Source organism: Burkholderia cenocepacia (assembly GCF_014211915.1).
GTDB lineage: Bacteria > Pseudomonadota > Gammaproteobacteria > Burkholderiales > Burkholderiaceae > Burkholderia > Burkholderia orbicola.
In genome coordinates, this window is the sequence record NZ_CP060040.1 from 615,215 (window position 1) to 638,018 (window position 22,804).

The 22,804-nt window shown below is 67.5% G+C and carries 17 protein-coding genes and 1 pseudogene; 12 read left to right on the forward strand and 6 right to left on the reverse strand.

Features of this window, described 5'->3' with window-relative positions; translation table 11 throughout:
- The first annotated feature begins 42 nt into the window (after positions 1-42).
- The 3 genes from pcaQ to SY91_RS19285 all read left to right on the forward strand — a co-directional run bounded on the left by pcaQ (position 43) and on the right by SY91_RS19285 (position 1,890).
- Entirely contained in the window at positions 43-1,029 is a 987-nt protein-coding gene (gene pcaQ, locus SY91_RS19275; RefSeq protein WP_006479225.1) for a pca operon transcription factor PcaQ, read from the forward strand.
- A 130-nt stretch (positions 1,030-1,159) separates the two neighbouring features.
- Positions 1,160-1,519, forward strand: a complete 360-nt coding sequence (locus SY91_RS19280) for a type II toxin-antitoxin system RelE/ParE family toxin (protein ID WP_006479224.1) — start codon at positions 1,160-1,162, stop codon at positions 1,517-1,519.
- A gap of 74 nt (positions 1,520-1,593) precedes the next feature.
- Positions 1,594-1,890: an XRE family transcriptional regulator gene (locus SY91_RS19285; RefSeq protein WP_006479223.1), complete on the forward strand. Its 297-nt coding sequence runs from the start codon at positions 1,594-1,596 to the stop codon at positions 1,888-1,890.
- Between the two features lie 99 nt (positions 1,891-1,989).
- Here the strand turns inward: SY91_RS19285 and SY91_RS19290 are convergent, their stop codons facing one another.
- The 3 genes from SY91_RS19290 to SY91_RS19300 all read right to left on the reverse strand — a co-directional run bounded on the left by SY91_RS19290 (position 1,990) and on the right by SY91_RS19300 (position 8,651).
- Positions 1,990-3,264, reverse strand: a complete 1,275-nt coding sequence (locus tag SY91_RS19290) for an APC family permease (RefSeq protein WP_023476689.1) — start codon at positions 3,262-3,264, stop codon at positions 1,990-1,992.
- A gap of 141 nt (positions 3,265-3,405) precedes the next feature.
- Positions 3,406-7,914 carry a DEAD/DEAH box helicase gene (locus tag SY91_RS19295; RefSeq protein ID WP_023476691.1) on the reverse strand — a complete coding sequence of 1,503 codons (4,509 nt, stop codon included), beginning with the start codon at positions 7,912-7,914 and terminating at the stop codon, positions 3,406-3,408.
- Positions 7,915-8,126: 212 nt separating this feature from the next.
- On the reverse strand, positions 8,127-8,651 hold the full coding sequence (locus SY91_RS19300; RefSeq protein WP_006479220.1) for a metal-dependent hydrolase: 525 nt from the start codon (positions 8,649-8,651) through the stop codon (positions 8,127-8,129).
- 397 nt (positions 8,652-9,048) lie between these two features.
- On the opposite strand from SY91_RS19300, the gene ggt reads away from it, so the two are divergent.
- Positions 9,049-10,752: a gamma-glutamyltransferase gene (gene ggt, locus SY91_RS19305; protein WP_185921306.1), complete on the forward strand. Its 1,704-nt coding sequence runs from the start codon at positions 9,049-9,051 to the stop codon at positions 10,750-10,752.
- Between the two features lie 99 nt (positions 10,753-10,851).
- On the opposite strand, the gene SY91_RS19310 is transcribed toward ggt, so the two are convergent.
- A complete protein-coding gene (locus SY91_RS19310) occupies positions 10,852-11,775 on the reverse strand; it encodes an alpha/beta fold hydrolase (protein WP_023476695.1) in 924 nt (307 codons plus the stop codon).
- Positions 11,776-12,125: 350 nt separating this feature from the next.
- Between SY91_RS19310 and SY91_RS19315 the strand changes: the two genes are divergently transcribed.
- Complete coding sequence (locus SY91_RS19315) at positions 12,126-12,575, forward strand: winged helix-turn-helix transcriptional regulator (RefSeq protein WP_023476696.1); 450 nt, start codon at positions 12,126-12,128, stop codon at positions 12,573-12,575.
- A 184-nt stretch (positions 12,576-12,759) separates the two neighbouring features.
- On the opposite strand, the gene SY91_RS19320 is transcribed toward SY91_RS19315, so the two are convergent.
- Positions 12,760-14,175: a TolC family protein gene (locus SY91_RS19320; RefSeq protein WP_006479217.1), complete on the reverse strand. Its 1,416-nt coding sequence runs from the start codon at positions 14,173-14,175 to the stop codon at positions 12,760-12,762.
- Positions 14,176-14,456: 281 nt separating this feature from the next.
- Between SY91_RS19320 and SY91_RS19325 the strand changes: the two genes are divergently transcribed.
- From SY91_RS19325 to ppk2, 7 genes and pseudogenes are all read left to right on the forward strand, one after another.
- Positions 14,457-14,630: a hypothetical protein gene (locus SY91_RS19325; protein ID WP_006495012.1), complete on the forward strand. Its 174-nt coding sequence runs from the start codon at positions 14,457-14,459 to the stop codon at positions 14,628-14,630.
- A gap of 224 nt (positions 14,631-14,854) precedes the next feature.
- Entirely contained in the window at positions 14,855-15,040 is a 186-nt protein-coding gene (locus SY91_RS19330; RefSeq protein WP_006479215.1) for a hypothetical protein, read from the forward strand.
- A 142-nt stretch (positions 15,041-15,182) separates the two neighbouring features.
- Entirely contained in the window at positions 15,183-17,303 is a 2,121-nt protein-coding gene (locus tag SY91_RS19335) for a peptidase domain-containing ABC transporter (RefSeq protein ID WP_023476699.1), read from the forward strand.
- Positions 17,300-18,303: pseudogene (locus SY91_RS19340) on the forward strand (hypothetical protein). The gene SY91_RS19335 and the pseudogene SY91_RS19340 overlap by 4 nt, the downstream one beginning before the upstream one ends.
- Before the next feature lie 12 nt (positions 18,304-18,315).
- Positions 18,316-19,611: an HlyD family secretion protein gene (locus SY91_RS19345; RefSeq protein ID WP_006479212.1), complete on the forward strand. Its 1,296-nt coding sequence runs from the start codon at positions 18,316-18,318 to the stop codon at positions 19,609-19,611.
- A gap of 4 nt (positions 19,612-19,615) precedes the next feature.
- Positions 19,616-21,010, forward strand: coding sequence for an OmpW/AlkL family protein (locus SY91_RS19350; RefSeq protein WP_185921307.1), 1,395 nt, complete (start codon positions 19,616-19,618; stop codon positions 21,008-21,010).
- Positions 21,011-21,097: 87 nt separating this feature from the next.
- The gene (ppk2, locus tag SY91_RS19355; RefSeq protein ID WP_011547877.1) at positions 21,098-22,048 is read left to right on the forward strand and encodes a polyphosphate kinase 2; all 951 of its coding nucleotides are present in this window, start codon (positions 21,098-21,100) and stop codon (positions 22,046-22,048) included.
- A 77-nt stretch (positions 22,049-22,125) separates the two neighbouring features.
- On the opposite strand, the gene SY91_RS19360 is transcribed toward ppk2, so the two are convergent.
- Positions 22,126-22,713, reverse strand: a complete 588-nt coding sequence (locus SY91_RS19360) for an IMPACT family protein (RefSeq protein WP_006479209.1) — start codon at positions 22,711-22,713, stop codon at positions 22,126-22,128.
- Positions 22,714-22,804: the final 91 nt, after the last annotated feature.

Here is a 22,804-nt window from a genome sequence, read left to right on the forward strand (position 1 = left end):
ATGCAAAATGGCGATTCATCGTCATTCGCATAACCACCCGTTATGAATAACCGTATCGCCGACGGCCGCGTCAAATTCCGGCACCTGCAATGCTTTCTCGCGGTCGCGCAGCTGGGCGGCGTGCAGAAGGCGGCCGAAAGCCTGTCGATCACGCAACCGGCCGTGTCGAAGACGATCGCCGAGCTGGAGGCGATCCTCGGCGTGAAGCTGTTCGAGCGCGGCCGGCACGGCGCGCAGCCGACTCGCGAAGCGCAACTGTTCATGCCGCACGCGAATGCGTGCGTGCTGGCGCTGCGGCAGGGCGTCGGGCTGCTGGCGCGCGAGGGCGGGGCGGCGGCCGCGACACTGGAAATCGGCATGCTGCCGACCGTCGCGGCCTCGCTCGCGCCGGCCTTGATGAAGGCGCTGACCGCGCGCTGGCCGCGCATCGTCGTGCGGATCGCGACGGCCGCGAACGCCGAGTTGCTCGAGCGTCTGAAAGCCGGGGCGATCGAATGCGCGATCGGGCGGCTGTCGGAGCCGGAGCGGATGATCGGGCTCGCGTTCGAGCAGTTGTACAACGAGCCGCTCGTCGCGGTCGTGCGCGCCGGGCATCCGCTGCTCGCGAGCGCAGCGCCGGCCGCCGAGCTGGCGCGCTATCCGGTCGTGCTGCCGCCGTTCGGCACGCTGATCCGCCAGTCCGCCGAGCAACTGCTCGGCGCATGCGGCGCGCCGCCGCTGGATTCGTTCATCGAGGTGCTGTCGGTATCGGTCGCGCGCGCGCTGGCGCTCGAGAACGACGCGGTCTGGTTCGTGCCGCTCTATGCAGCCGAATACGATCTGTCGGCCGGTGCGCTGGCGCGCCTGCCGCTGCCGGCGGCGGGCACCGACGAGCCGGTCGGACTCGTGCTGCGTACCGATGCGCAGCCGTCGCCGGTCGCGCGGACGCTGATCGACGCGGTGCGCGACATCGCGCGGTCGCGGTTCGGCGATGCACGCCCGCACCGGGCGTCACGCGCGGCGCGCAAGCCTGCTCGCGGCAAGCGTTGATCTCATCGGGCCCCGGGGCGATCCACCGGGCCGATTTCTTTTGTTGCCGCAGGATTGGCTATCCGGTCAGTAGCCGTCGTCGGGGTGCTTGGCATATCGTACCGTTTTTGATACGATGGGCGGGAAGACGATGGCGAGACAGCAGATTCAGGTCACGCTCGGCGTGCGGTTCTTCCGGACGGCCCGCGGCCACGAGCCGGTGCGCGAATGGCTCCATGCGCTCGGGCAAGCGGAGCGAAGGGCGATCGGCGAAGAGATCAAGACCGTTCAACTCGGCTGGCCGCTCGGCATGCCGCTGGTCCGGAAGATGGCGAAGGATCTGTGGGAGATCCGCGTGATGGTGCCGGGGCGAAGCGCACGCGTGCTGTTCACGGTCGTCGGCGACACGATGGTGCTGCTGCACGGCTTCTTCAAGCAGTCGCGGGGCACGCCGTCGGACGATCTCGACGTGACCGTCGCGCGCCTGAAAACGCTGACGCGCGCCATCTGAATTCCCCGGTTGTGCCGGAACGCACCGTCTCCGACGGTCGGGCGGCCGGCAACGCCATGCACCTGGAGTACGACATGACGACCACGAACAATCCGTATATCGGCAGCGATTTCGACGCCTTCCTCGAAGCGGACGGCAATCTCGAAGCGGCCACCGCCACCGCGATCAAGCGCGTGATCGCGTGGCAGATCGGGCAGGAAATGAAGGCGCAGCACATCACCAAAACCGCGATGGCCGCGCGGATGAAAACCAGCCGCGCCGCACTCAACCGCCTGCTCGACGAAACCGACACGAGCCTCACGCTCGCGACGCTCGCGAGCGCGGCCGCCGCGCTCGGCAAACGGCTCAGCTTCGAGCTGGTGCCGGCCTGAGCGGCGCGAACGAACGGCGCGCGGCGGCCGGATCGGCGTGATGGTTCGCGCGACGGGTGTGGCGAGCTGGCGGGCGTCGACCCGCGGGCGCTTGCCGGGTCATCGACGCGGGCCGGTGATCTGCAGATAAAGCAGCGCACCGCCCGCAAGCAGCAGCGGGCACAGGAAATACCAGCCGGTCGTCACGAACAGCCCGCCGACCGCAATCAGCGAAATCCACGCGCAGCGGTACGCGATGCCGCCGCGCGGCAGCAGCTTCAGCGCGGCGGCCGCGCCGAGCCCGTACACCATCACGAAACATCCGGACGTCACGAGCACGAGCGGCTTCGGCCCGACGTCCGACAGCGCCGTGGCGGTCAGCGCGATGGCCGCCAGCACCGCGATCACGCCGAGGCTGCGACGCGGCACGCCGCCGACCTGGCTGCCCTGCGCGAGCCACGCAGGCAACGCGCCGTCGCGTCCGAGCGCCGCGCCGAGCTTGGCCGCGCCGGCGAAATACGCGTTCATCGTGCCGAGCGTGAGCAGCAGCGCGGCGGCGGCGGCCAGCACTTGCGCATGGCCGCCGATGCCGCCCGCGATCAGTTCGGCGAGCGGCGCGCCCGATGCGCCCGCGGAAGGCCCGAGCACCGTCACGCTCGCGGCCGCAACCGACAGATACAGGAACCCGACGACCACGACCGCGATGCCGGCCGAGCGCGGCATGTCGTGCGCCGGCCGGCGGAATTCGGCGGCGAGGTGCGTGATGGCTTCCCAGCCGGCGAAGCTCCACACGAGCAGCGCGGCGGCCTGGCCGACCGCGAGCCAGCCGTGCGGGGCGAACGGATGCAGGTTCGCGGCGCGCGCATGCGGCGCGGACGCAAGCACCGCGGCGAGCAGCAGCGCGACGAGCAGTGCCGACAACACGAGTTGCATGCGGCCCGACACGGTGACGCCGAATGCGTTCGCGGCCGATACGGTCGCGATCAGTGCGGCGGCGGTGACGATGACCGTCGTATGTCCGCCGCCCGTGACGGCCGCGACGTAGGCGCCGCCGAACATCGCGGCGGCCGGCGCGCCGGCCGGCACCGCGAAATAGAAGCACCAGCCGACGATGGCCGCGGCCTTCGGGCCGAATGCGCGCCGCGCGTAGGTCGACACGCCGCCCGCATCGGGATAGCGGGCGCCGAGTGCGGCGAAGGTGGCCGCGAGCGGCCCGGACAGCACGACGAGCGCGGCCCACGCGAGCAGCGAGGCGGGCCCGGCGACGTCGGCGGCGAGCGCGGGCAGCGCGATCACGCCGGTGCCGAGCACCGCGCCGATATAGAGCGCGGCGCCCTGGAAAATGGTCAGCGAACCCGCATGATGGGCAGCGGGCGAATCGGCATGCGAAGGCATGAGCGGCAGTCTCCGGAAGGTCTTGTTTTGTGTGGGCGACACGCGGAAGTTCGCGCGGTCCATTGTTCGATGCTACCCGAACGATGACGCTCGCGCGGCGCGGCGATCAGTAGTCCGGTGCCGCGTGCGTGTCAGCCGATGTCAGCAGGAACGCGCGAGCCGCAGACGTGCCTCCTCGCGCGCGGCGGGCGGCAGGTCGAGCGCGTAGTGGAACGTACCCGATACCAGCGATGCGACGGGCACGCCATCGCGAAACAGCACGCGGTTGCCGGTCAGCGCCGGCACCTTGTCGCCGGGCAGCAGCGTGCCGGCGAGATTCAATGGGTCGGCGCCCGTCACGCATACGTATTGTCCGTCGCCCGGTTGCCGCCGCAGTTCGCGCAGGATCGGGATGGCCTCGGGCAGCGCGAATTGCTCGCCCGCGAGCCCGGCGACGAAGCGTCCGCCGCGAATCTCGCCGCGTGCTTCGAGGCGTTGCAGCACGCGCACGAGTTCGCGCCAGCTCGGCAGCCAGTCGGCTTCGCGTTCGAGCAATCGCCAGAACACGACGCCGTAGCGGCGCAACAGCGTCCACACGATATGTTCGAGCGCGTCGGGATCGGTCGTGGCAGGGCCGCGTTTCGGGGTGGGCGCGTCATCGTCCGGCGGGGCCTGACGTTGCACGAGCGCCCAGCGCCCTGCGTCGTCCATCCCGCCGATCAGCGCGCTGCCGCGTCGCGTGCGTGGCGCATAGGTCGCGCTGCGCTTGACGGCCGGCTTCAGCAGCGCGCGCAGGCCCGCGTAGCTGTCCGCATTCACGAGGCCGGCCGACACGAGTTCGCCGAGCGCCTGTTCGAGCTCGATGGGCAGCATGTGCAGATCGTCGAGCAGTGCATCGAAGAACATCGCGCCGTGCGCGGCGAGCGCGTCGCGCACTTGCGTGGCGCGCGCGGACAGTGCCGGTTGCGCATCGGGATCGCGCAGCGCCTGCCATGCGGAAAGATGGCGGCGCGGCAGCAGCACGATCGGCGTCGTCTTCACGGGTGTGCCGGCCGCGCGCGCCGGCGCGCCGATGCGGGTCCACACCAGCTTGCCCGAGCGGCACAGCTCGTCGAGGCCGCCCGCCGTGTAGTCGATGAGCCGCGCGGGCAGCAGCGCGTCTTCCCACGCGCTCGCCGCAGCCTCGTAGCCTTCGAGCTGTTCGACCACGGCTGCCAGCGCGTCGCGGCCGGTGCCGCGCGTATCGGGTGTCAGGTGCTGCCAGTGGAACAGGAAGCGCATGAAATCGGCGCGTTCGACCGGTTCGATCTCACGGCGCAGCCGCTTCACCGTATAGCGATGAATGCGCGCGAGCAGATGGCGTTCGCACCATTCGTCGGTCGTCGCGCCCGGCGTGAAGCGGCCGCGCATCACGTAGCCTTCGCGTTCCAGCGCGGCGAGCGCCGTCGCGATCGACGCGGGCGGCAGGCCGAGCGGCGCGGCGATCGCATCGAGCGTGAGCGGCCCGAAGCCGGTGAGCCGCGCGCGGATCACGTCGACGAGCGCCGCATCGGCTTCCCACGGCTGCGCGCACGCGGCCGGCACCTTGAGCGCGGGTGTCGCGCGGGCGTCCGGATGCAGCGCACGCACGCAGACGAGCCGCTCGACCGGCACCCACAGCGCGGCGCCGCCCGGCGTCGCGAGTTTCGTCGCGCGGCGGCGTTCCGCGAGTTCCGCGAGTCGCTCGGGCCAGCCTGCGTGCGCGTGCGCCTCGTCGTCGGCGACGCAGGCGAGGGTGAGCAGCGCATCGTGCATTTCGTCGGCGTCGCGCACGAGCGGCCACGCTTCGTCGCGTACCGCATCGATCGCGTCGGCGTCGAGCGCGCCGAGATCGTCGGCCGTTTCAGGGTCGCTCCAGCGGCGCGACTGCACGGCTTGTGTGCGGCGCTCCTCGAGCGGCGCATCGTCGAGGAACGCGTAGGGCTTCGCATTCAGGATCTCGGCCGCGAGCGGCGACGGCGCGGGCAAGTCGCGCGTGATGAGCTCGATCGCGCCGCTTTCGATCCGGCGCAGCAGCGCGAGCCAGCCGTCGGTGTCCATCGCGTCGTGCAGGCAGTCGTCGAGCGTCTGGTCGACGAGCGGGTGATGCGGAATCTCGCGTTCGCCGACGATGTTCTCGAGGCACGCGACCTGGTCGGGAAACACCGTCGCGAGCAGATCGTCGCTCTTCATCCGCTGCAGTTGCGGTGCGGTGCGCCGGCCGCCGGTGAAACGCGGCAGCGCGAGCGCGGTGGTCGCGTTCCAGCGCCAGCGCACGCCGAACATCGGCGCATCGAGCAGCGCCTGGATCAGCACGTGTTCGGCACTGGCCGAACGCAGGTAGCGCCACACCTCGTCGAGCGCGAAGCTGTGCGCGAGCGACAGCGACAGGATGATCGCGTCGTCGGTTGCAGCGGCCTGCAATTCGAAGTTGAAGTTGCGACAGAAGCGCTTGCGCAGCGCGAGCCCCCATGCGCGGTTGATGCGGCTGCCGTACGGCGAATGGATCACGAGCTGCGTGCCGCCCGATTCGTCGAAGAACCGCTCCATCACGAGCGTGTCCTGCGTCGGCAATGCGCCGAGCGCGGCGCGGGTGCGGGCGAGGTAGTCGGCGATCTGGCGCGCGGCGTCAGGCGACAGGCGCAGATCGTCGACCAGCCAGCGCAACGCGGGCGCGAGGCGGATTTCGGTGGGGGCGAGCGCGGTGCCGCCGGGCGCGTTGTCGGGCGAGGCGGGCGGCGCGTCAGTTTCGGCGGCCGCTTTTCGGGATTTGCCGCGGGTGGTCGTCTTGCCGGCCTCGGTGACGTTCGCGTGCTTCGCCGCATCGAGCCGCGCATGCCGGTCGCCGTCCGCGAACAGCCCGTCGAGTCGCGCACGCAACCGGCCGACCGCCGCCGACAGTTCATCGCTGCGCCCCAGCCCCTCGCCGAGCCAGAACGGAATGCCCGGCGATTGACCCTGCGCATCCTCGACGCGCACGCGGCCCGTTTCCACGCGAATGATCCGGTACGACTGGTTGCCGAGCTGGAACACGTCGCCGGCCAGGCTCTCGATCGCGAAATCCTCGTTGACGGTGCCGACCTGAATGCCCTGCGGTTCGAGCAGCACCGCGTAGTCGGCCATGTCGGGGATCGTGCCGCCGGAAGTGGTTGCGGTCATCATCGCGTTGCGACGGCCGCGCACGGTGCCGCCCACCACGTCGCGGTGCAGGTACGCGCCGCGCACGCCGCGTCGGCTCGTGAACCCCTCGGCGAGCATCTTCATCACTTCGTCGAAGCGCTCGCGCGCGAGCCGGGCATACGGCGCGGCGCGCGTGAAGCTCGCATACAGCGCGTCCTCCTGCCATTCCGCGCACGCGACTTCGGCGACGATCTGCTGCGCGAGCACGTCGAGCGGCGCCTCGGGAATCCGCAGCGCATCGAGTTCGCCGCGCTGCACGCAATCGAGCAGCGCCGCGCATTCGACCAGCTCGTCGCGCGACAGCGGAAAGAGCCGCCCCTTCGGCACGCCGCCGACGTGGTGCCCCGAGCGGCCGACACGCTGCAGGAACGGCGCGATGCCGCGCGGCGAGCCGACCTGGCAGACGAGATCGACGTCGCCGATGTCGATGCCGAGTTCAAGCGACGCGGTGGCGACGAGCAGCTTCAGTTCGCCGCGCTTCAGGCGCTGCTCGGCGTCGAAGCGGTGCTCTTTCGCGAGACTGCCGTGATGTGCGGCGATCGCGTCCTTGCCGAGCCGGTCGGCGAGATGGCGCGCCATGCGCTCGGCGGTACGCCGCGTGTTGACGAACACCAGCGTCGTGCGATGCGCGGCCGCGAGCCCGGCGATGCGGTCGTACACCTGTTCCCACACGTCGGTCGCCATCACCGGTTCGAGCGGCACGTTCGGCAGTTCGAGCGCGAGGTCGCGCTCGCGCGTGTGGCCGGTGTCGACGATCGCGCAATCGCGCGGCGCGTCGGCCGGCCCGCCGACGAGGAAGCGCGCGACCGCGTCGATCGGCTTTTGCGTGGCCGACAGCCCGATGCGCGGCAGCGTGCGCCCGGTCAGCGCGTCGAGGCGTTCGAGCGACAGCGCGAGATGGCTGCCGCGCTTGGACGACGCCAGCGCATGGATTTCGTCGACGATGACCGAGCGCACGTTCGACAGCATCTGCCGCCCCGACGTGGACGACAGCAGCACGTACAGCGATTCGGGTGTCGTGACGAGGATGTGCGGCGCGCGCTTGCGCAGCGCGGCGCGCTCGGCCTGCGTCGTATCGCCGGTGCGCACCGCGGTGCGGATCGCCGGCACCGGCAGGCCGAGCTGCGCGAGCGATTCCGCGATGCCGGCGAGCGGCGCGTCGAGGTTCACGTGGATGTCGTTCGACAGCGCCTTCAGCGGCGACACGTAGACGACCAGCGTCGCATCGGGCAGCGTGCCGTCGTGCGCGAGCGCATCGCGTACCAGATCGTCGAGTGCGCACAGGAATGCGGTGAGCGTCTTGCCGGAGCCGGTCGGCGCGGCCACGAGCGTCGAGCGGCCGGCCTTGATGTGCGGCCACGCGAGCGCCTGCGCGCCGGTCGGCGCGGGGAACGTGCGTGTGAACCACGCGGCGACGGCCGGGTGGAACACGTCGAGCGCACGGGCGGCAGGGCGGGTAGCTGTGACGTCCATCGGAGCGTTGAAATAGGGTGCGAGCGGGGTGCGAGCGCGCGGACGCATCGCACGCGAATCGAATCGTCAGTGTGCCAGACGTCACGGGTGCGTGCCGGGCATGCGTGCCGACGATTCACCCTCAGGTGGGGGCCTGCGCTGCACTTTCAATGGACGGAAAGTTGCGTGCGATTCGGCACGCCGATCGCGCGCGGAATTGCGTCGAATTGCAACTAGACGCGATGCAGCCAGCCGAGCCACTGTTCGATCAGCGGCGCACGCGACCACAGCGATTGCGCGAGCCACAGCGTGCCGCCCCAGGCGGCCGCCACCACGATCAGGTCGCAATGCCCGCTGTTCCACAGGTTCAGCGAATGGCGCCGCCAGATCCACGGTACGCCGAGCGGATTCGGCCAGTCGGCGAGCAGGTGCATCACGCCGCCGCAGGCGAAGCCGAACAGCGGCGCGGCCCACAGCGGATGCGGATGATGGATGAGCCCGTGCCAGCCGAGCGCGAGCAGCGCGACCCAGCCGATGCCCCAGTGCGTGAGGGTGCGATGCGTGATCCACAGGCGGCGCTTGCGGCTCCACCAGGCGACTTCGAGCCAGTCGGGCGCGGTGCCGCCCGCGACGCCCGCCGCGAACGCGGCGAGCATGCCCGAGTGCCACGGACCGGTTGCGCCGGTTTGCGCGACGAGGACGGCGGCGGCGACGCCGGCTGCGAAGCCGGACGCGTGATGTGCATTGTGTGATGCCATAGGGAGCGAGACGAAGCAACGTGAAGCGGCGCGTGCACGAAACGATGATGCTGCGCGCAATGGGGCGCTATCTTCGCAGATCGGGCTGTGCCGCGGGCGGGGCGTTCGCGGATTTTTTTGCACGCGCGGCGAGGCTTGCCGCGCGGTTCGCAACTTTCGGGTTTTGTGCGGTGCGCGAAGCGCGCGCCGCAGGCGATGTCGAACGATCCGCGCGCACGTCGCGGCAGCGCAACGTGACCGCGCGCACACAATCGCCACGCTTTCGTCGCGCCCCGCGTGTTCGACCCTTTTTGTCCCCCTATACTACGTAGCCGGCACAGGGCCGTCGGCGCGCCCGCGGCCTTCCACGGATCAGGTGCTCGTCGTGCCTGAAGGAGATCCACATGGGGGACATGCAATGACTACGCTGAATCGCTTCAAATCATCCGCAGCCGTGCTCGCGACGGTGGCCGGCATCGGCTTCCTGCCGAACGCGCCCGCGTACGCGAAAGGGCCGCAGCCCGCGGTCCTGACGAGCTCCGCGGTGGCGGTGGCCGACAAGTACAGCGCGGATGCCGCGGAGCGGATCTTCAAGGAAGGCGGCAACGCGATCGACGCGGCCGTCGCGATCGCGTTCACGCTCGCCGTCACGTACCCGGAAGCCGGCAACATCGGCGGCGGCGGCTTCATGACGATCTACAAGGACGGCAAGCCGTACTTCATCGATTACCGCGAGCGTGCGCCGCTCGCCGCGACGAAGGACATGTATCTCGACAAGGACGGCAACGTCGTCAAGGGCATGAGCCTGTACGGCCCGCGCGCGGTCGGCGTGCCGGGCACGGTGGCGGGCATGTGGGAAGCGCAGAAGCGCTTCGGCAAGCTGAAGTGGAAACAGGTGCTCGCGCCGGCGATCCACTATGCGCGCGACGGCTTCGTCGTCGACGAGCAACTGGCGCAGCGCGGCGTCGACGCATCGAAGGAGTTCGGCGGCAAGACCAACTTCGACAAGTACTTCTCCGGGCTGAAGGCCGGCGCGAACTTCAAGCAGCCCGATCTCGCTGACGTGCTGACGCGCATCGCAAACGGCGGCGCGGAAGGCTTCTACAAGGGCAAGACGGCCGAGCTGATCGCCGCGTCGATGAAGACCGGCGACGGCAACGGGCTGATCACGACCGAGGATCTCGCGCAGTACCGCGCGGTGTGGCGCCAGCCGGTGCAGGCGAAGTGGAACGGCTATGACGTGATCACCGCGCCGCCCCCGAGCTCGGGCGGCATCGGCCTCGTGCAGTTGCTGAAGATGAAGGCCGACCTCAAGCAGGACTTCGAGGGCATCAAGCTCAACTCGCCGCAGTACATCCACCTCGTCGCGGAAATCGAGAAGCGCGTGTTCGCCGACCGCGCGCAGTATCTCGGCGATCCCGACTTCTACAAGGTGCCGATCGCGCAGCTGACCGACGACGCGTACATCGCGAAGCGTGCGGCCGAGGTCAACCCGAAGGAGCCGTCGGACACGAAGAGCGTGCAGCCGGGCCTCGGCACGACGATGCCGGAGAAGGCCGAAACGACGCACTTCTCGGTGGTCGACAAGTGGGGCAACGCGGTGTCGAACACGTACACGATCAACGGCTATTTCGGCTCGGGCGTGATCGCCGACGGCACGGGCATCGTGCTGAACGACGAGATGGACGACTTCTCCGCGAAGCCGGGCGTCGCGAACATGTTCGGCGTGGTGGGCAGCGACGCGAACGCGATCGAACCGAAGAAGCGCCCGCTGTCGTCGATGTCACCGACGATCATGACGAAGGACGGCAAGGTATCGCTGGTGATCGGCACGCCGGGCGGCTCGCGCATCTTCACGTCGATCTTCCAGGTGATCAACAACATCTACGACTTCAAGATGCCGTTGAAGGAAGCGGTCGGCGCGATGCGGTTCCATCACCAACTGCTGCCGCCGAACACGATCTTCTGGGAGCCGTACCATCCGATCGAAGGCGAACTCGCGAAGCAGATCGAAGCGCGCGGCTATACGCTGAAGGGGCAGGACTTCAGCGGCGACATCCAGGTCATCAAGATCGACGGCAAGACGCCGGAAGCGATGGCCGATCCGCGCGGGCGGGGGTGACGCGGATCATTCGGTGACGTTGACGTGAAGCGACGCGTGCGCGAAGCGACCGCGCACGCCGTTCGGCAGCCGGTGTTTCGAGCCGGCTGCCGAAATTTTTCAGCCGGTCGTTCGGATGAAATCCGCGATTCGCGCGGCAATGGCATCCGGCGCGTCCTCGAAGCAGTAGTGCCCGACGCCCGCCAGCCGCTCGATCGGCGCGGACGGAAACAGCGCGGTAAAGAGCGGCAGGAAGTGTTCGGCGCCGAGCGTTCGGTCGGCGTCTCCCCAGATCGCGAGCGCGGGCTTGCCGCGTATCGCGCGCAGCGCCGCCGCATCGGGTTCCTCGAACCGGTGCGCGCCGGCCGCGAACCCCCGTGCCCATCCGATCGCGCCGAGACAGTCGGCCGGCTGCGCGAACGGCGCGCCGTATGCGGCGATCCACGTGTCGGTGATGATCGCGTGATCCTCGAAACCGTTCAGCTTCAACGTGCTCAGGATGTTGAAGCCGAGCTGCCCGAGCACCGTTTCGAGCGTATCGTCGGCCGCCGCGCGCATGATCCACTGGAACCACGGCGCCTCGCGGCCGTTCGCCGTCAGGCGCTCGGCGAGATCGGTCTGCCCGAACGGCGTCGGTCCGTTGGCCGACACGATGCGCCGAATCCGGTCCGGATGCCGCGCGGCGAGCCCCATGCCGACCGGGCCGCCGAAGTCGTGCATCACCAGCGTGATGCGATCGAGGTCATGCGCGAGCACGAAGCGCTCGAGATTGTCGATGTGATCCTGCAGCCAGTAGCTGCGGTCCTGCGGCGTCGCGCTTTTGCCGAAGCCCATGTGATCGGGCACGACGACGCGGTATGTCGGGCTCAACGCCGTCACGAGGTGACGGAACAGATATCCCCATGTGGGTTCGCCATGCAGGCACAGCACGATTTCGCGGTCGCGCGGGCCTTCGTCCACGTAGTGCATCCGGAAGCCGGATGCGTCGTCGAAATGCGGGGCGAATGGAAAGGTGCCGTCGAACGTGGCATCGGACCGGATCATCGAATGCTCCTTCGGGAGTTGGACAGAATGGTTTCAAGTTGAAACTGATTCGAGCGTAGATGATCTGGTTTCAAGTTGCAACCTATTAAATCATGAGGGCAGGTGCCGAATGCGGGGCCGATGAGGTGGGGCGACGTGATGAAGCCCTCCAATGTATGGATTTATTGGCTGTAACGTATGAATTCATATGCCAATTCCGGCTGGAACGGTCATTCCGTTCATCGATCCCGAACGGTCGCGCACTCAGCATTGATCTTTTCTGAGTTGGGTTTTATATTGCAACCATTCATTTCAACGAAAGCGAACGCCGTCGAGTCCGTATCCCGGCCAAGGCATCGCCCCCTGCACCGATGAACCGACGCACCACGCACGAAGATTCCCTTTGCGGTGTCGCCCGCCCGCTGGACGCGATCGGCGACTGGTGGTCGCTGCTGATCGTCCGCGACGCGTTCGATGGCCTGCGCCGCTTCGGCGAATTCCAGAAGAATCTCGGCCTCGCGAAGAACATCCTGGCTGCGCGCCTGCGCAACCTGGTCGCGCACGGAATCATGGACGTCGTGCCGGCCGCCGACGGCGGCGCGCATCACGAATACGTGCTGACCGAGAAGGGGCGCGGGCTGTTTCCGCTGCTGGTCGCGCTGCGGCAGTGGGGCGAGGATTTCTTCTTCGAACCGGACGAGGCGCACGTGCTGCTGGTCGACCGGAAGACCGGGCTGCCGGTCAGGAAGCTGGAACTGCGTTCGCAGGACGGCCGCGTGCTCGGCCCCGAGGACACGCTCGTGCTGCCGCCGCCCGACTGATGTACCTCGAATCAATGCGTATCACCGCTTCAGCCACGCATGCGGCTGCGCACGGGCGCGGTAAGCGACGAGCGGGAATCGCGATGCGCCGTCGTCGAACCTCCGACCAGCCGGCACATCGACCTTTTCCTTGAAGGTTGTGTACGCAACCTTGCCCGGGATACCGACGTATGGGATATCGCGTTTACCCTCGATCGCTCGCCGCGTTGCTTTCGAGGAAACTGTCCACCGCGATCAGCGATTGTTCGTCGAGCGTGCCGAGCACGCTTTTCAGCTTCAACTGAAGCTTCAGCGCATCGAGATAGCTGTCGAACAGCTTCTGCCGGATGCCCGAGATGTCGCGCCTCAGGTTCAGCGTCTCGTACGTCGTGCTGTAGCCGACCTGATGCGCCTTCATCGACGCATCGTAGGCGAGCCGCGCGGCCTGCAGCGACTGCTGCAGCGCGCGAATGCGCTTGCCGACCGATTCGAGCGCGGACAACGCCTCGCGGTGATCGGTGCCCAGTTGCTCCTCGACCTCGCGCAGCCGGTTGCGGTACTGCTCGGTCACGTGCTCGGCCTCGACCTGCCGGTAGTACACGCTGCCGCCGGAGAAGATCGGAATCGTCACCTGCACGCCGACCGCGCTTTGATGGAAGTCCGAACGATCGGTGAGCCCGCGCAGGTTCGGGTTGAGCCCACGCGAATACGACGCGAACAGGTCGACGGTCGGCAAGTGTTCGGCGCTGACGCGCTTCGCGGCAAGGCGCGCGACCTGGACGTCGCGATAGGCCTGCCGGTACGCGGGGTTGTCCTGCGGCGCATAGTCGCCGGACGGAATGCGCGGCGACGACCCGCGCATCGCCAGCCGCGGCCAGCGCGAGAAATCGATCGTCGAACCGAGCAACGTCTCGTAACGGGCGCGCCGCGCATCGACGTCGGTCTGCGCGAGCGCTTCGTCGGATTGCGCGAGACTGCGGCGCGCCTCGATCTCGGCGGTGTCGCCGATCGTCTTCATCCCGAGTTGCGCCATGCGCCGCGTATCGCTTTCGAGTCGCGTGAGCGCGCTGACTTCGTCGTCGGCGGATTGCAGTTTCTCTCGCGCGCTCAGCAGATCGAAGCACGCGTTCGCGACCCGCAGGATCAGGTCCTGCTTCGCGACCTCGAACTTCTGCTTCGCCGCTTCCTCGTATTCGGTCGCACGCCGCATGTCGTACAGGTAGGGCACGTTGAACAGCGCCTGCGTGACCTGCGCGGAACCGTATGCCGCGTTGCTCGAGCCGCTGACGTCGATGCCGAACAGGTTCGCGTGCGTGCCGTAGCGCCCCCACTCGAGTTGCGCGGCGGCCTGCGGCAGCATCTGCGCACGCGCCTCGGGAAATTTCTGGCGGGCCGCATCGTATTCGCTGCGGGCCTGCAGGTAGCGCGGATCGTGCACGGACGCGTACTGGTAGGCGGTATCGAGGCAGAACGCACGGGCGTGTGCCGCCACGCCGGCTATCGTTACAGCGAACAATGTCATGGTTGCAAGTCGGGGATTCCACCTAGTCGAAAATCTTGATAGGGAAATACCCGCATCCGGTGTCGCCGACTCGCGATTCGTGCGCCTCGTTTCAAACATGGCCGTCTCCGTCTCCTGTCCGTGCCGCAATGCATTGCGACGGGATTTAAACGTTTTGAAATTGAAATTCAAACAGCATGAATGCCTGCTACTCGCCGTGCATCGGAAAATGCGGCTGTAAGAGTGTGTCCTCCATTGAATTCCGATGCGCCCGCATGATAGCCTGATTTCGGCTGGTAATCGCAGTGATTATTAGATTAACGAGTCGCTCGGGATTAAAAGCCGTTTGTCTTTCAATGAAGGTTCTTTGCATCATCTTTATTTTTTACGAGGAGAGAATGATGAAGGTCATGACGACGGAACAGGTCAGGAATGTGCATGGCGGCGGTGCGATCAGCTCGCTGGGTAGCCTCGCCGTTGACGCCGCGCCGGTGGTGACCGCGCTCGGCCAGTTCCTGCCGAGCCTCGGCAATTACCTGCAGAACCCGAAGACGTTCAATAACACCGGCAAGTAACCGCCGTGCGCGGGGAGGCGCCCCCCGCGTCAGATGCTGCGAAACAGAAGGAAAAGAATCGATCGCCGCAGTGCAAATAAAGTGACTTCGAAATGCATTATTTCGAAATCGGGCGATTATCAGGAGACTGGAGTGCCGGATTATCACGTAATAAAGTGAACGGCCATCGAGCTTGCAATTGGCTGACGGCTGTTGGCATTCCGACAATATAAAGGCCACCACAAATGCGAGATATCACGGAAGAACAGGCCCGCCAGATTCGCGGCGGCGCGTCGCTTTACTCCAATTCGGCCGCCTATACGGTCGATCTCGTCAACCAGTCGATCGGGACCACGCTGCAGGGCCTGATGACCCAGTACCAGGCCCACGCCGTCGAACAGTTCCGGATGTCGCTCGGCTCGTCGCGCTGAGCGGCCCGCCGAGCGGCCGGCAACACCGATCTTCCGTCGCAGCCGGTAGCGCCGGCTGTGCCCATGCGTATCGCGCACGACCCGCCACGGGCCCGCACTGGCTGGCCCGGGCGGCGCGTCGTCGCGCCCCGGGTGCCCGACCATGCTCTTCAATACGCGTAAAGTCCGTCCGGTCCTGCAGGACGAAGTGACGGAGTGCGGCCTGGCCTGCCTCGCGATGATCGCGTCGTGGCACGGGCGCGAAACGACGTTGCGCACGCTGCGCAACCGCTATCCGGTGCGGATCGACTCCGGTCTGTCGTTCTTCGACCTGATGGAGATCTCGAACGATCTCGGCCTGCGCGCACGCGGGCTGCAGTTCGATGCGGGCGAGCTCGACGCGCTCAAGACGCCGTGCATCCTGCACTGGGGGATGAACCACTATGTCGTGCTGACGAAGGTCGGCTACGGCAGCGTGCACATCGTCGACCCCGCGCTCGGCGAGACGAGGCTGCCGCTCGCGCAGGCGCTCACGCACATCACCGGCTATGCGCTCGAACTGAATCCGGACATCGGTTTCACGCGGGCGGGGCAGGCCGACCGCATCCGGCTGCGCGACTACCTCGAAGGGCTGACCGGCATCCGCAAGAGCCTCGCGATCGGCATCGCGGGCGGCGTCGCCGCGCAGCTCCTGCTGCTGCTCGGCCCGTCGTACGTGCAACTGACGATCGACGAGGCGCTGAAGAAAACCGACGTCGACATCCTGTACCTGCTGACGATCCTGTTCGCGATCGTGTTCCTGTTCGACACGCTCTACGCGAATCTCGTCGGCAACATCAAGAGCTACCTGCGCAACATCGTGTCGCAGCAGTTGTCGGCGAACATGGTCGGCCATCTCGCGCGGCTGCCGATCGGCTATTTCCTGTTTCACAACACCGGCGATTCGATCTCGCGCGTGTCGTCGGTGTCGGAGGTCGGGCGGTTTCTCGTCGACGGGCTGGTGGGAGGGCTGCTGAACCTCGTCACCTGCACGCTGACGCTCGTGCTGATGCTGTATTACAGCCCCGTACTGGCCGGTATCAGCCTCGCGGGGATGGTGCTGTTCGCGTTGAGCCGGCTCGCGATCCAGCCGCAACTGCAGGACGCGATGTCGCAGATCCTCACGCGCGGCGCCGAGGCCGATGCGCTGCTGATCGAGAACATCCGGTCCGCGCATTCGATCAAGCTGCTGTCGGCCGAGACCGCGCGCAGCAGCCTGTGGGTCAACGCGTTCACGCAGAAACTGCAGGCGATGCGCCAGCAGGAGCGGCTGCAACTGCTGTTCGACGCGATCTCGAAGGGGATCGTGCACGTCGAGCAGCTCGTGATCGTCACGTACGGCGCATGGCTCGTGATGCACGGCCAGAGCACGATCGGCGTGATCTACGCGTTCATCCAGTACAAGAACCTGTTCGCGGACAAGTTCATCGATTCGATCCAGCTCTACGTGCGGCGCAAGGTGCTGCAGGTGCACATGGATCGCGTCGCGGACGTGCTGCAGACCGAGACCGAGGAGCCGGCGCCGGACGCGGTCGTGCGGCCGGTCGACGGGTTCGACGGCGCGCTGTCGATCCGCGCGCTGTCGTACACGCCGAAGGGCGGCCATCGGCCGATCCTGAGCCATGTCGCGCTCGACGTGCCGGCCGGCAGCAAGATCGCGATCGTCGGCCGTACCGGCAGCGGCAAGACGACGCTGCTGAACCTGATCTGCGGGCTCGTGCGGCCCGAGCCCGGCACGCTGTTCGTCGGCGGCGTCGATCTCGCGGAAGTGAACCTGCGGCAATACCGCAAGCATCTCGCGGCCGTCACGCAGTCCGACCAGCTGTTTCGCGGGACGATCCGCGACAACATCACGAACTTCGCGCCCGCGCCGCGGATCGGCGCGATGTTTGACGCGGCGAAGCTCGCGTGCATCCACGACGAGATCGAGCGGCTCGACCATCGCTACGACACGCCGCTCGGCGATACGCAGAAATTCCTGTCGGCCGGCCAGATGCAGAGACTGCTGATCGCGCGGGCGCTGTATTGCGAGCCGCGCCTGCTGATCCTCGATGAATTTTCGTCGAACCTCGACCAGGCGACCACGCACGAGATCTGCCGCAACGTGCTGACGCTGCCGTGCACGATCGTGCTCGTCACGCACGATGCGTCGATCCTGTCGATGGTCGACCGGATCTACCGAATGGATGACGGCGTGCTGACCGATGCGACCGAGGCCTGGCGCACGCATGAGGAGGCGCGGTGATGCTCGGGCGGCTCTTCCTGCTCAATCCGTTCTCGTACGTGTTCCTGCTACGCCGCGCGGTGCGGGCGATCGCGCTGCGTACGTCGCCCGCGCGTGGGCTCTGGCTGATGCGCTGGTGCTCGGGCGCGTGCCTGCGCTGCTTTCCGTGCATCCGCGAGTCGATCGAACGCGCGGTCGCTTACATGTTGAGCGCGCACCTGAACGACGATCCGCGGCGCGTGCGCGAAGTGTCGGCCGCGATCGTGCGCGAGCTGTTCGAGGCCGAATTCGCGGGGCTCAAGCTGCGCACGCACAGCCTCGCATCGATGAAGACGATGATCGACGGGATGGCGTGCGAAGGCGACGACCAGTTGCGCGCGGCACTCGCACGCGGCGGCCCGCTGATGCTCGCGGGCTGCACTTCGGCAACCTGATGCTGTTCGTCACGAAGCTGCGCTTCATGATTCCCGACGACCGCAAGCTGATGGTGATCCTGCACCGCGATGCGCCGGGCGCGTTCTTCGACGATGCGCTGCGGCTCGTCGCCGAGTACGGTGCCGGCGAAGTCGAATTCATCGACATCGAGGAGCGCGTGCACCTGCGGCGGCTGATCACGAGCCTGCGGCGCGAGGCGCCCGTGTTCCTGCTGTTCTCCGACCTGCACGGCAAGTTCGGCAAGACCAATCGCTGCCGGCTCGGCGGGCGCTGGGTGCGGATGGCCGGCGGCGGCGTGAAGCTCGCGGTCGAGCAGGGCATTCCGCTGCTCGTCGCGTATGCGACCGGCGTGCCGTTTCGCGATCGCTGCGCGGTGCATTTCACCGAACTCGCGGCCAGCCCGCTCGCGCCGATGCTCGGTACCGACGACGACGCGTCGCCCGTGCGCGCGACGCACCAGCGCATCGTCGACCGTCTCGAGCAGGCGCTCGTGCGCCAGCCCGAGCAGTGGCATTTCTGGGAACACTTCACGCCTTACCTGATGCCGACGCCGCTGCTCGATGCGGCCGCGCGGCGTCGCTCCTGACGAGCCCGCCCCATGCCGACCTGGAATTCCGCCTTCCGAGAACAGAAGCCGTCGCGCAAGCTCGCGCGCGGCACGACCTTCGGCACCGTGATTCACGGCGTCGTCGACGTGCCGGTGTCGATGCGGTTCTTCTGCTACCTGTCGCTGGCGATGTTCGCGATGTTCGTGACCGCGCTCGTCGAGCTGAGCTACGCGAACACCGAGAGCGTGTCGGGGATGCTGACGCCGCGCTCGGGGCTGATCGGCGTCGGTGCGCCGCCGGGCTGGGCGGTGCGCGACATCTACGTCGGCAAGGACCAGCACGTGAAGGCCGGCCAGCGCCTGCTCGCGGTGACGCGCGACACGAGCTTCGTCAGCCAGGCGAACAACGTGCAGGGAATGCGCGCGGCGCTCGACCGGCAGCGCGTCGAGGTGACGCAGCAGATCGATGCGGCGCGGCTCGAATACCGGTCGTCGGTGCAGCAGATCAATCAGCAGATCGCCGCGCAGGGCGAGAGCCGCGGGCTGATCGACCGGCAGATCCAGGACCAGAAGCGCATCGTCGACGAGTATGGCGAACGGCGCGCGCGCGTGAAGCAGTTGCTCGACGAACAGGTCGTGACGCTCGAACAGTACAACCAGGTCAACACGCAATACCTGCAGGCCGGGCAGGCGTACCAGGACCTGCTGCTGCGCCGCGCCGAACTCGCGAAGAACGCGATGAAGCTGCGCGGCGATCTCGACACGATGCAGAGCAAGTACGACGGCGCGAACGCGGAACTGAAGATCAAGCAGGAGGAGCTGAACGCGAAGGAATACAACATCGACGAGAACGTGAACCAGGTGCTGTACGCGCCGGCCGACGGGCAGATCGTGCGGCTCGACGTCGTGCAGGGCGGCGTGATCGATCCGCCCGGCACGCGTGTCGTCGAGATCCTGCCCGCGAAGGCGGACGGACTGATCGCCGAGGTCTACATTCCGTCGTCGAAGGCCGGCTTCGTGAAGAAGGGGCAGGAGGTGAAGGTTGCGTACGCAAGCTATCCGGTGGAGAAATTCGGCACCTATCGCGGCAAGGTGCTGTCGATCTCGCCCGTCGCGTTCTCGGCGAAGGAACTGAACCTGCCCGGCGATGCGGCCGCGCCGCAGACCTACTTCAAGACCTGGGTCGAACTCGCCGACCGCACGCCGTCGTTCGACGGGCGGCCGTTGTCGCTGCGGGCCGGGATGATGCTGAAGGCGGACATCGTGCTCGAGCGGCGCAGCCTGCTCGAATGGCTGTTCGAGCCGTTGTACCGGATTCGCCAGCGCCTGTTCGGCGTGCCGGCCTGAGCCGATGGGCAATCGCGACACTCGCCGCCCCCGCGCGCGGCCGGTCACCGTGCGTCCGCTGTCGCGCTGGCTCGGCGCGACGCTGTTCGCATGCGCGGCGGCCGCGCACGCCGCGCCGCAGCCCGACGGCGACGCCGCGCCGCGCTGGCAGGCCGGCGCCGACGGGATCGGCTTCTGGCCGGGCGGCGATGCGGCTGGCTTCGATGCGAGCGCATGGATGACCGATGCGGGGCCGGCGCGCGGCGCACGCAACGAAGCTTCGCGCGACGAGCGGCAACCCGATACCATCCCGTTGACCGCCCGGAAGATCACGCTCGGGCAGCGAACCGGCGCGGCAGCGCGCGCCTGGGAGGCCGTCGGCGACGCGGGCGCGGACGGCATCGGCTTCGACGACGGCCGTACCGGCGGCGGCTGCGATCCGGCCGCCACGCACGATGCACCGGCCGACGACGCAGCGGCGCGCGGCGTCGTCCATGCCGACCGGATGCCGTACGAACTGCATCCGGTCGATCCGTCGCGGCTGCCCGATCTGCCGGCTGCGCAGGCGCCGCCCTTGCTCGAGCAACTGATGGGCGACGACCGCAACATGGTCGGCCTCGGTTGGCACTTCGTCGGGACGACCGGCCGCTCGACGCCCGTGACGACGCGCACCGACGCGCTCGGCCTGAACAGTTTCCAGAACGCGGGTTCGAGCCTGTCGCTCAGCAATACGAACACGCTGGCGTTCACGTTCACGCATTTTGTCTCGGAGCACTGGGCGGCCGAACTGGGCGCCGGCATTCCGCCGGTGCTGACGCTGCGCGGGCACGGCAGCATCGCGCTGCCGCTCGACCGCATCTTTGCCGGCGTCCACGGGCGCTTTCCGCTGATCGATCTCGGCAACACGCAAAGCAACCCGCTCGCGACCACGCGGGCCTGGCTCGGCTCGGTCGTGTTCAAGTACTACCTCGGCGAGCGCGACGACCGTTTCCGTCCGTTCGCGGGCATCGGCGTCAGCTACACGCGTTTCACGAACACGAACCTGAACCCCGTGTTCCAGCGCAAGCTCGCATCGCTCGGCGGGCTGCTCGCGGCCGGCGCGGACATCGGCAGCCTGCAGTCGCTGCTGCTCGATCCGGCGCTGTTCCAGCGGATCTGGGACGCCGGCGGCGATCTGCTGCTGTCGGGGCGGACCAATGTGTCGGCGAAGGTGAAGAGCGTCTGGGAGCCGGTGTTCACCGTTGGCGCGAGCTACCAGATCACGCGCCGGTTCTGGCTCACCGGGATGGTGACCTACATCCCGCTGCGCACCCGGATCACGCTCGACATCAACCAGCCGAACCGCCTGCTGGCGTCGAATACGTTCGATATTTCGGCGAACCCGGTGCTGGCCACCGTGCTGCTGAACTTCCGCTTCTGACGGCGCAGCCGGCCATTTTCATGAATTTGACGCGCGACGCTGGGATAATGGTCGAGTTTGGCTGCGTCAATGATGGAAGGAGGCCCCATGGGCGACAACGATACCCGCACCGAGACCGACAACCGCACCGAGACGCGCTCGATGGAGGAGCGCCAGCGCCGTTTCGAGGAAGATCTCGTCGACGCCTACGACGAAGAGCTCGAGATGGAACTCGACGACCGCCGCTTCGACAATGGTGAGGACGTGCTGTTCTCGCCCGAGCGTCGCGAGGCGCGCAAGGCGTATTTCCGCGAGTTGTTCCGCTTGCAGGGCGAACTCGTGAAGCTGCAGGACTGGGTCGTGAACACCGGGCACCGGCTCGTCGTCCTGTTCGAGGGGCGCGATGCGGCCGGCAAGGGCGGTGCGATCAAGCGCATCACGCAGCGCCTGAACCCGCGCGTGTGCCGGGTGGCCGCGCTGCCGGCGCCGAACAACCGCGAGCGCACGCAATGGTATTTCCAGCGCTATGTCGCGCATCTGCCGGCAGGCGGCGAGATCGTGCTGTTCGACCGCAGCTGGTACAACCGTGCGGGGGTCGAGCGCGTGATGAATTTCTGTACCGACGACGAGTACGAGGAATTTTTCCGGTCGGTGCCCGAGTTCGAGAAGATGCTCGTGCGCAGCGGCATCCAGATCGTCAAGTACTGGTTCTCGATCACCGACCACGAGCAGGAACTGCGCTTCCAGAGCCGGATCGAGGACCCGCTGAAGCAGTGGAAGCTGAGCCCGATGGACCTCGAAAGCCGCCGCCGCTGGGAGGCTTATACGGCCGCGAAGGAAGAGATGCTGCAGCGCACGCATATTCCGGAGGCGCCGTGGTGGGTCGTGCAGGCCGTCGACAAGAAGCGCGCGCGGCTGAACTGCATTCACCATCTGCTCGGCCAGGTGCCGTATCACGAGGTGCCGCGCCCGACGATCGACCTGCCGCAGCGCGAGCATCACGAGGATTACATTCGCCGGCCGGTGCCCGACAACATGATCGTGCCGGACGTGTATTGAGCGGTTCGGGCCGGCTGGATCGGCCACCGAGGCGCGCCGTGCAACGCGGCGCGCGGTCTTCTATCGAGCGAATCCAATCACAGGTCGGGGAAGCCGGAGCGTCCTTGCGTCAGGTCGAACAGTTCGGCTCTTGCCGCGGCTTCGGCGGCTTCGGGCAGCTTGATCACGAGCTTTACCGTCATCCCGTACGCGCTGTCCACTAGCGCGTAACCCGCCTGTTCGATCCAGCGGCGCACGCGTGCCTCTTCCGGGTAGCCGATCTCGATCGCGAGCCGCGTGTGCCGAATGCGCTCGACGCGCTCGGCATCGAGCAGCGCCGACGCGATCGCATCCGTGTACGCGCGCACCAGCCCGCCCGCGCCGAGTTTCACGCCGCCGTAGTAACGCACGACCGCGCCGAGCACGCCGTCGAGGTCGTGATGACGCAGCACTTCGAGGATCGGCCGGCCCGCCGTGCCCGACGGCTCGCCGTCGTCCGACATACCCGACTGGCCGCCCGCCAGCAGCGCCCAGCACACGTGGGTGGCCGCCGGATGCTCGTCGCGCAGGCGCTGCAGCACCTGCATCGCGGCATCGCGGTCCTCGACGGGAACCGCGTACGCGATGAAACGGCTCTTGCGGATTTCGAGTTCGCGGAGGTAGGAGGTGGCGAGCGAATAACTCATGCGTCGCGACGCGGAAAGCGTAGGGAAATCAAGGTGATGATGGCCGGTCGATGCTCGTGGTGTGGGCCCGCGGACCGATGGATGTCGTCTG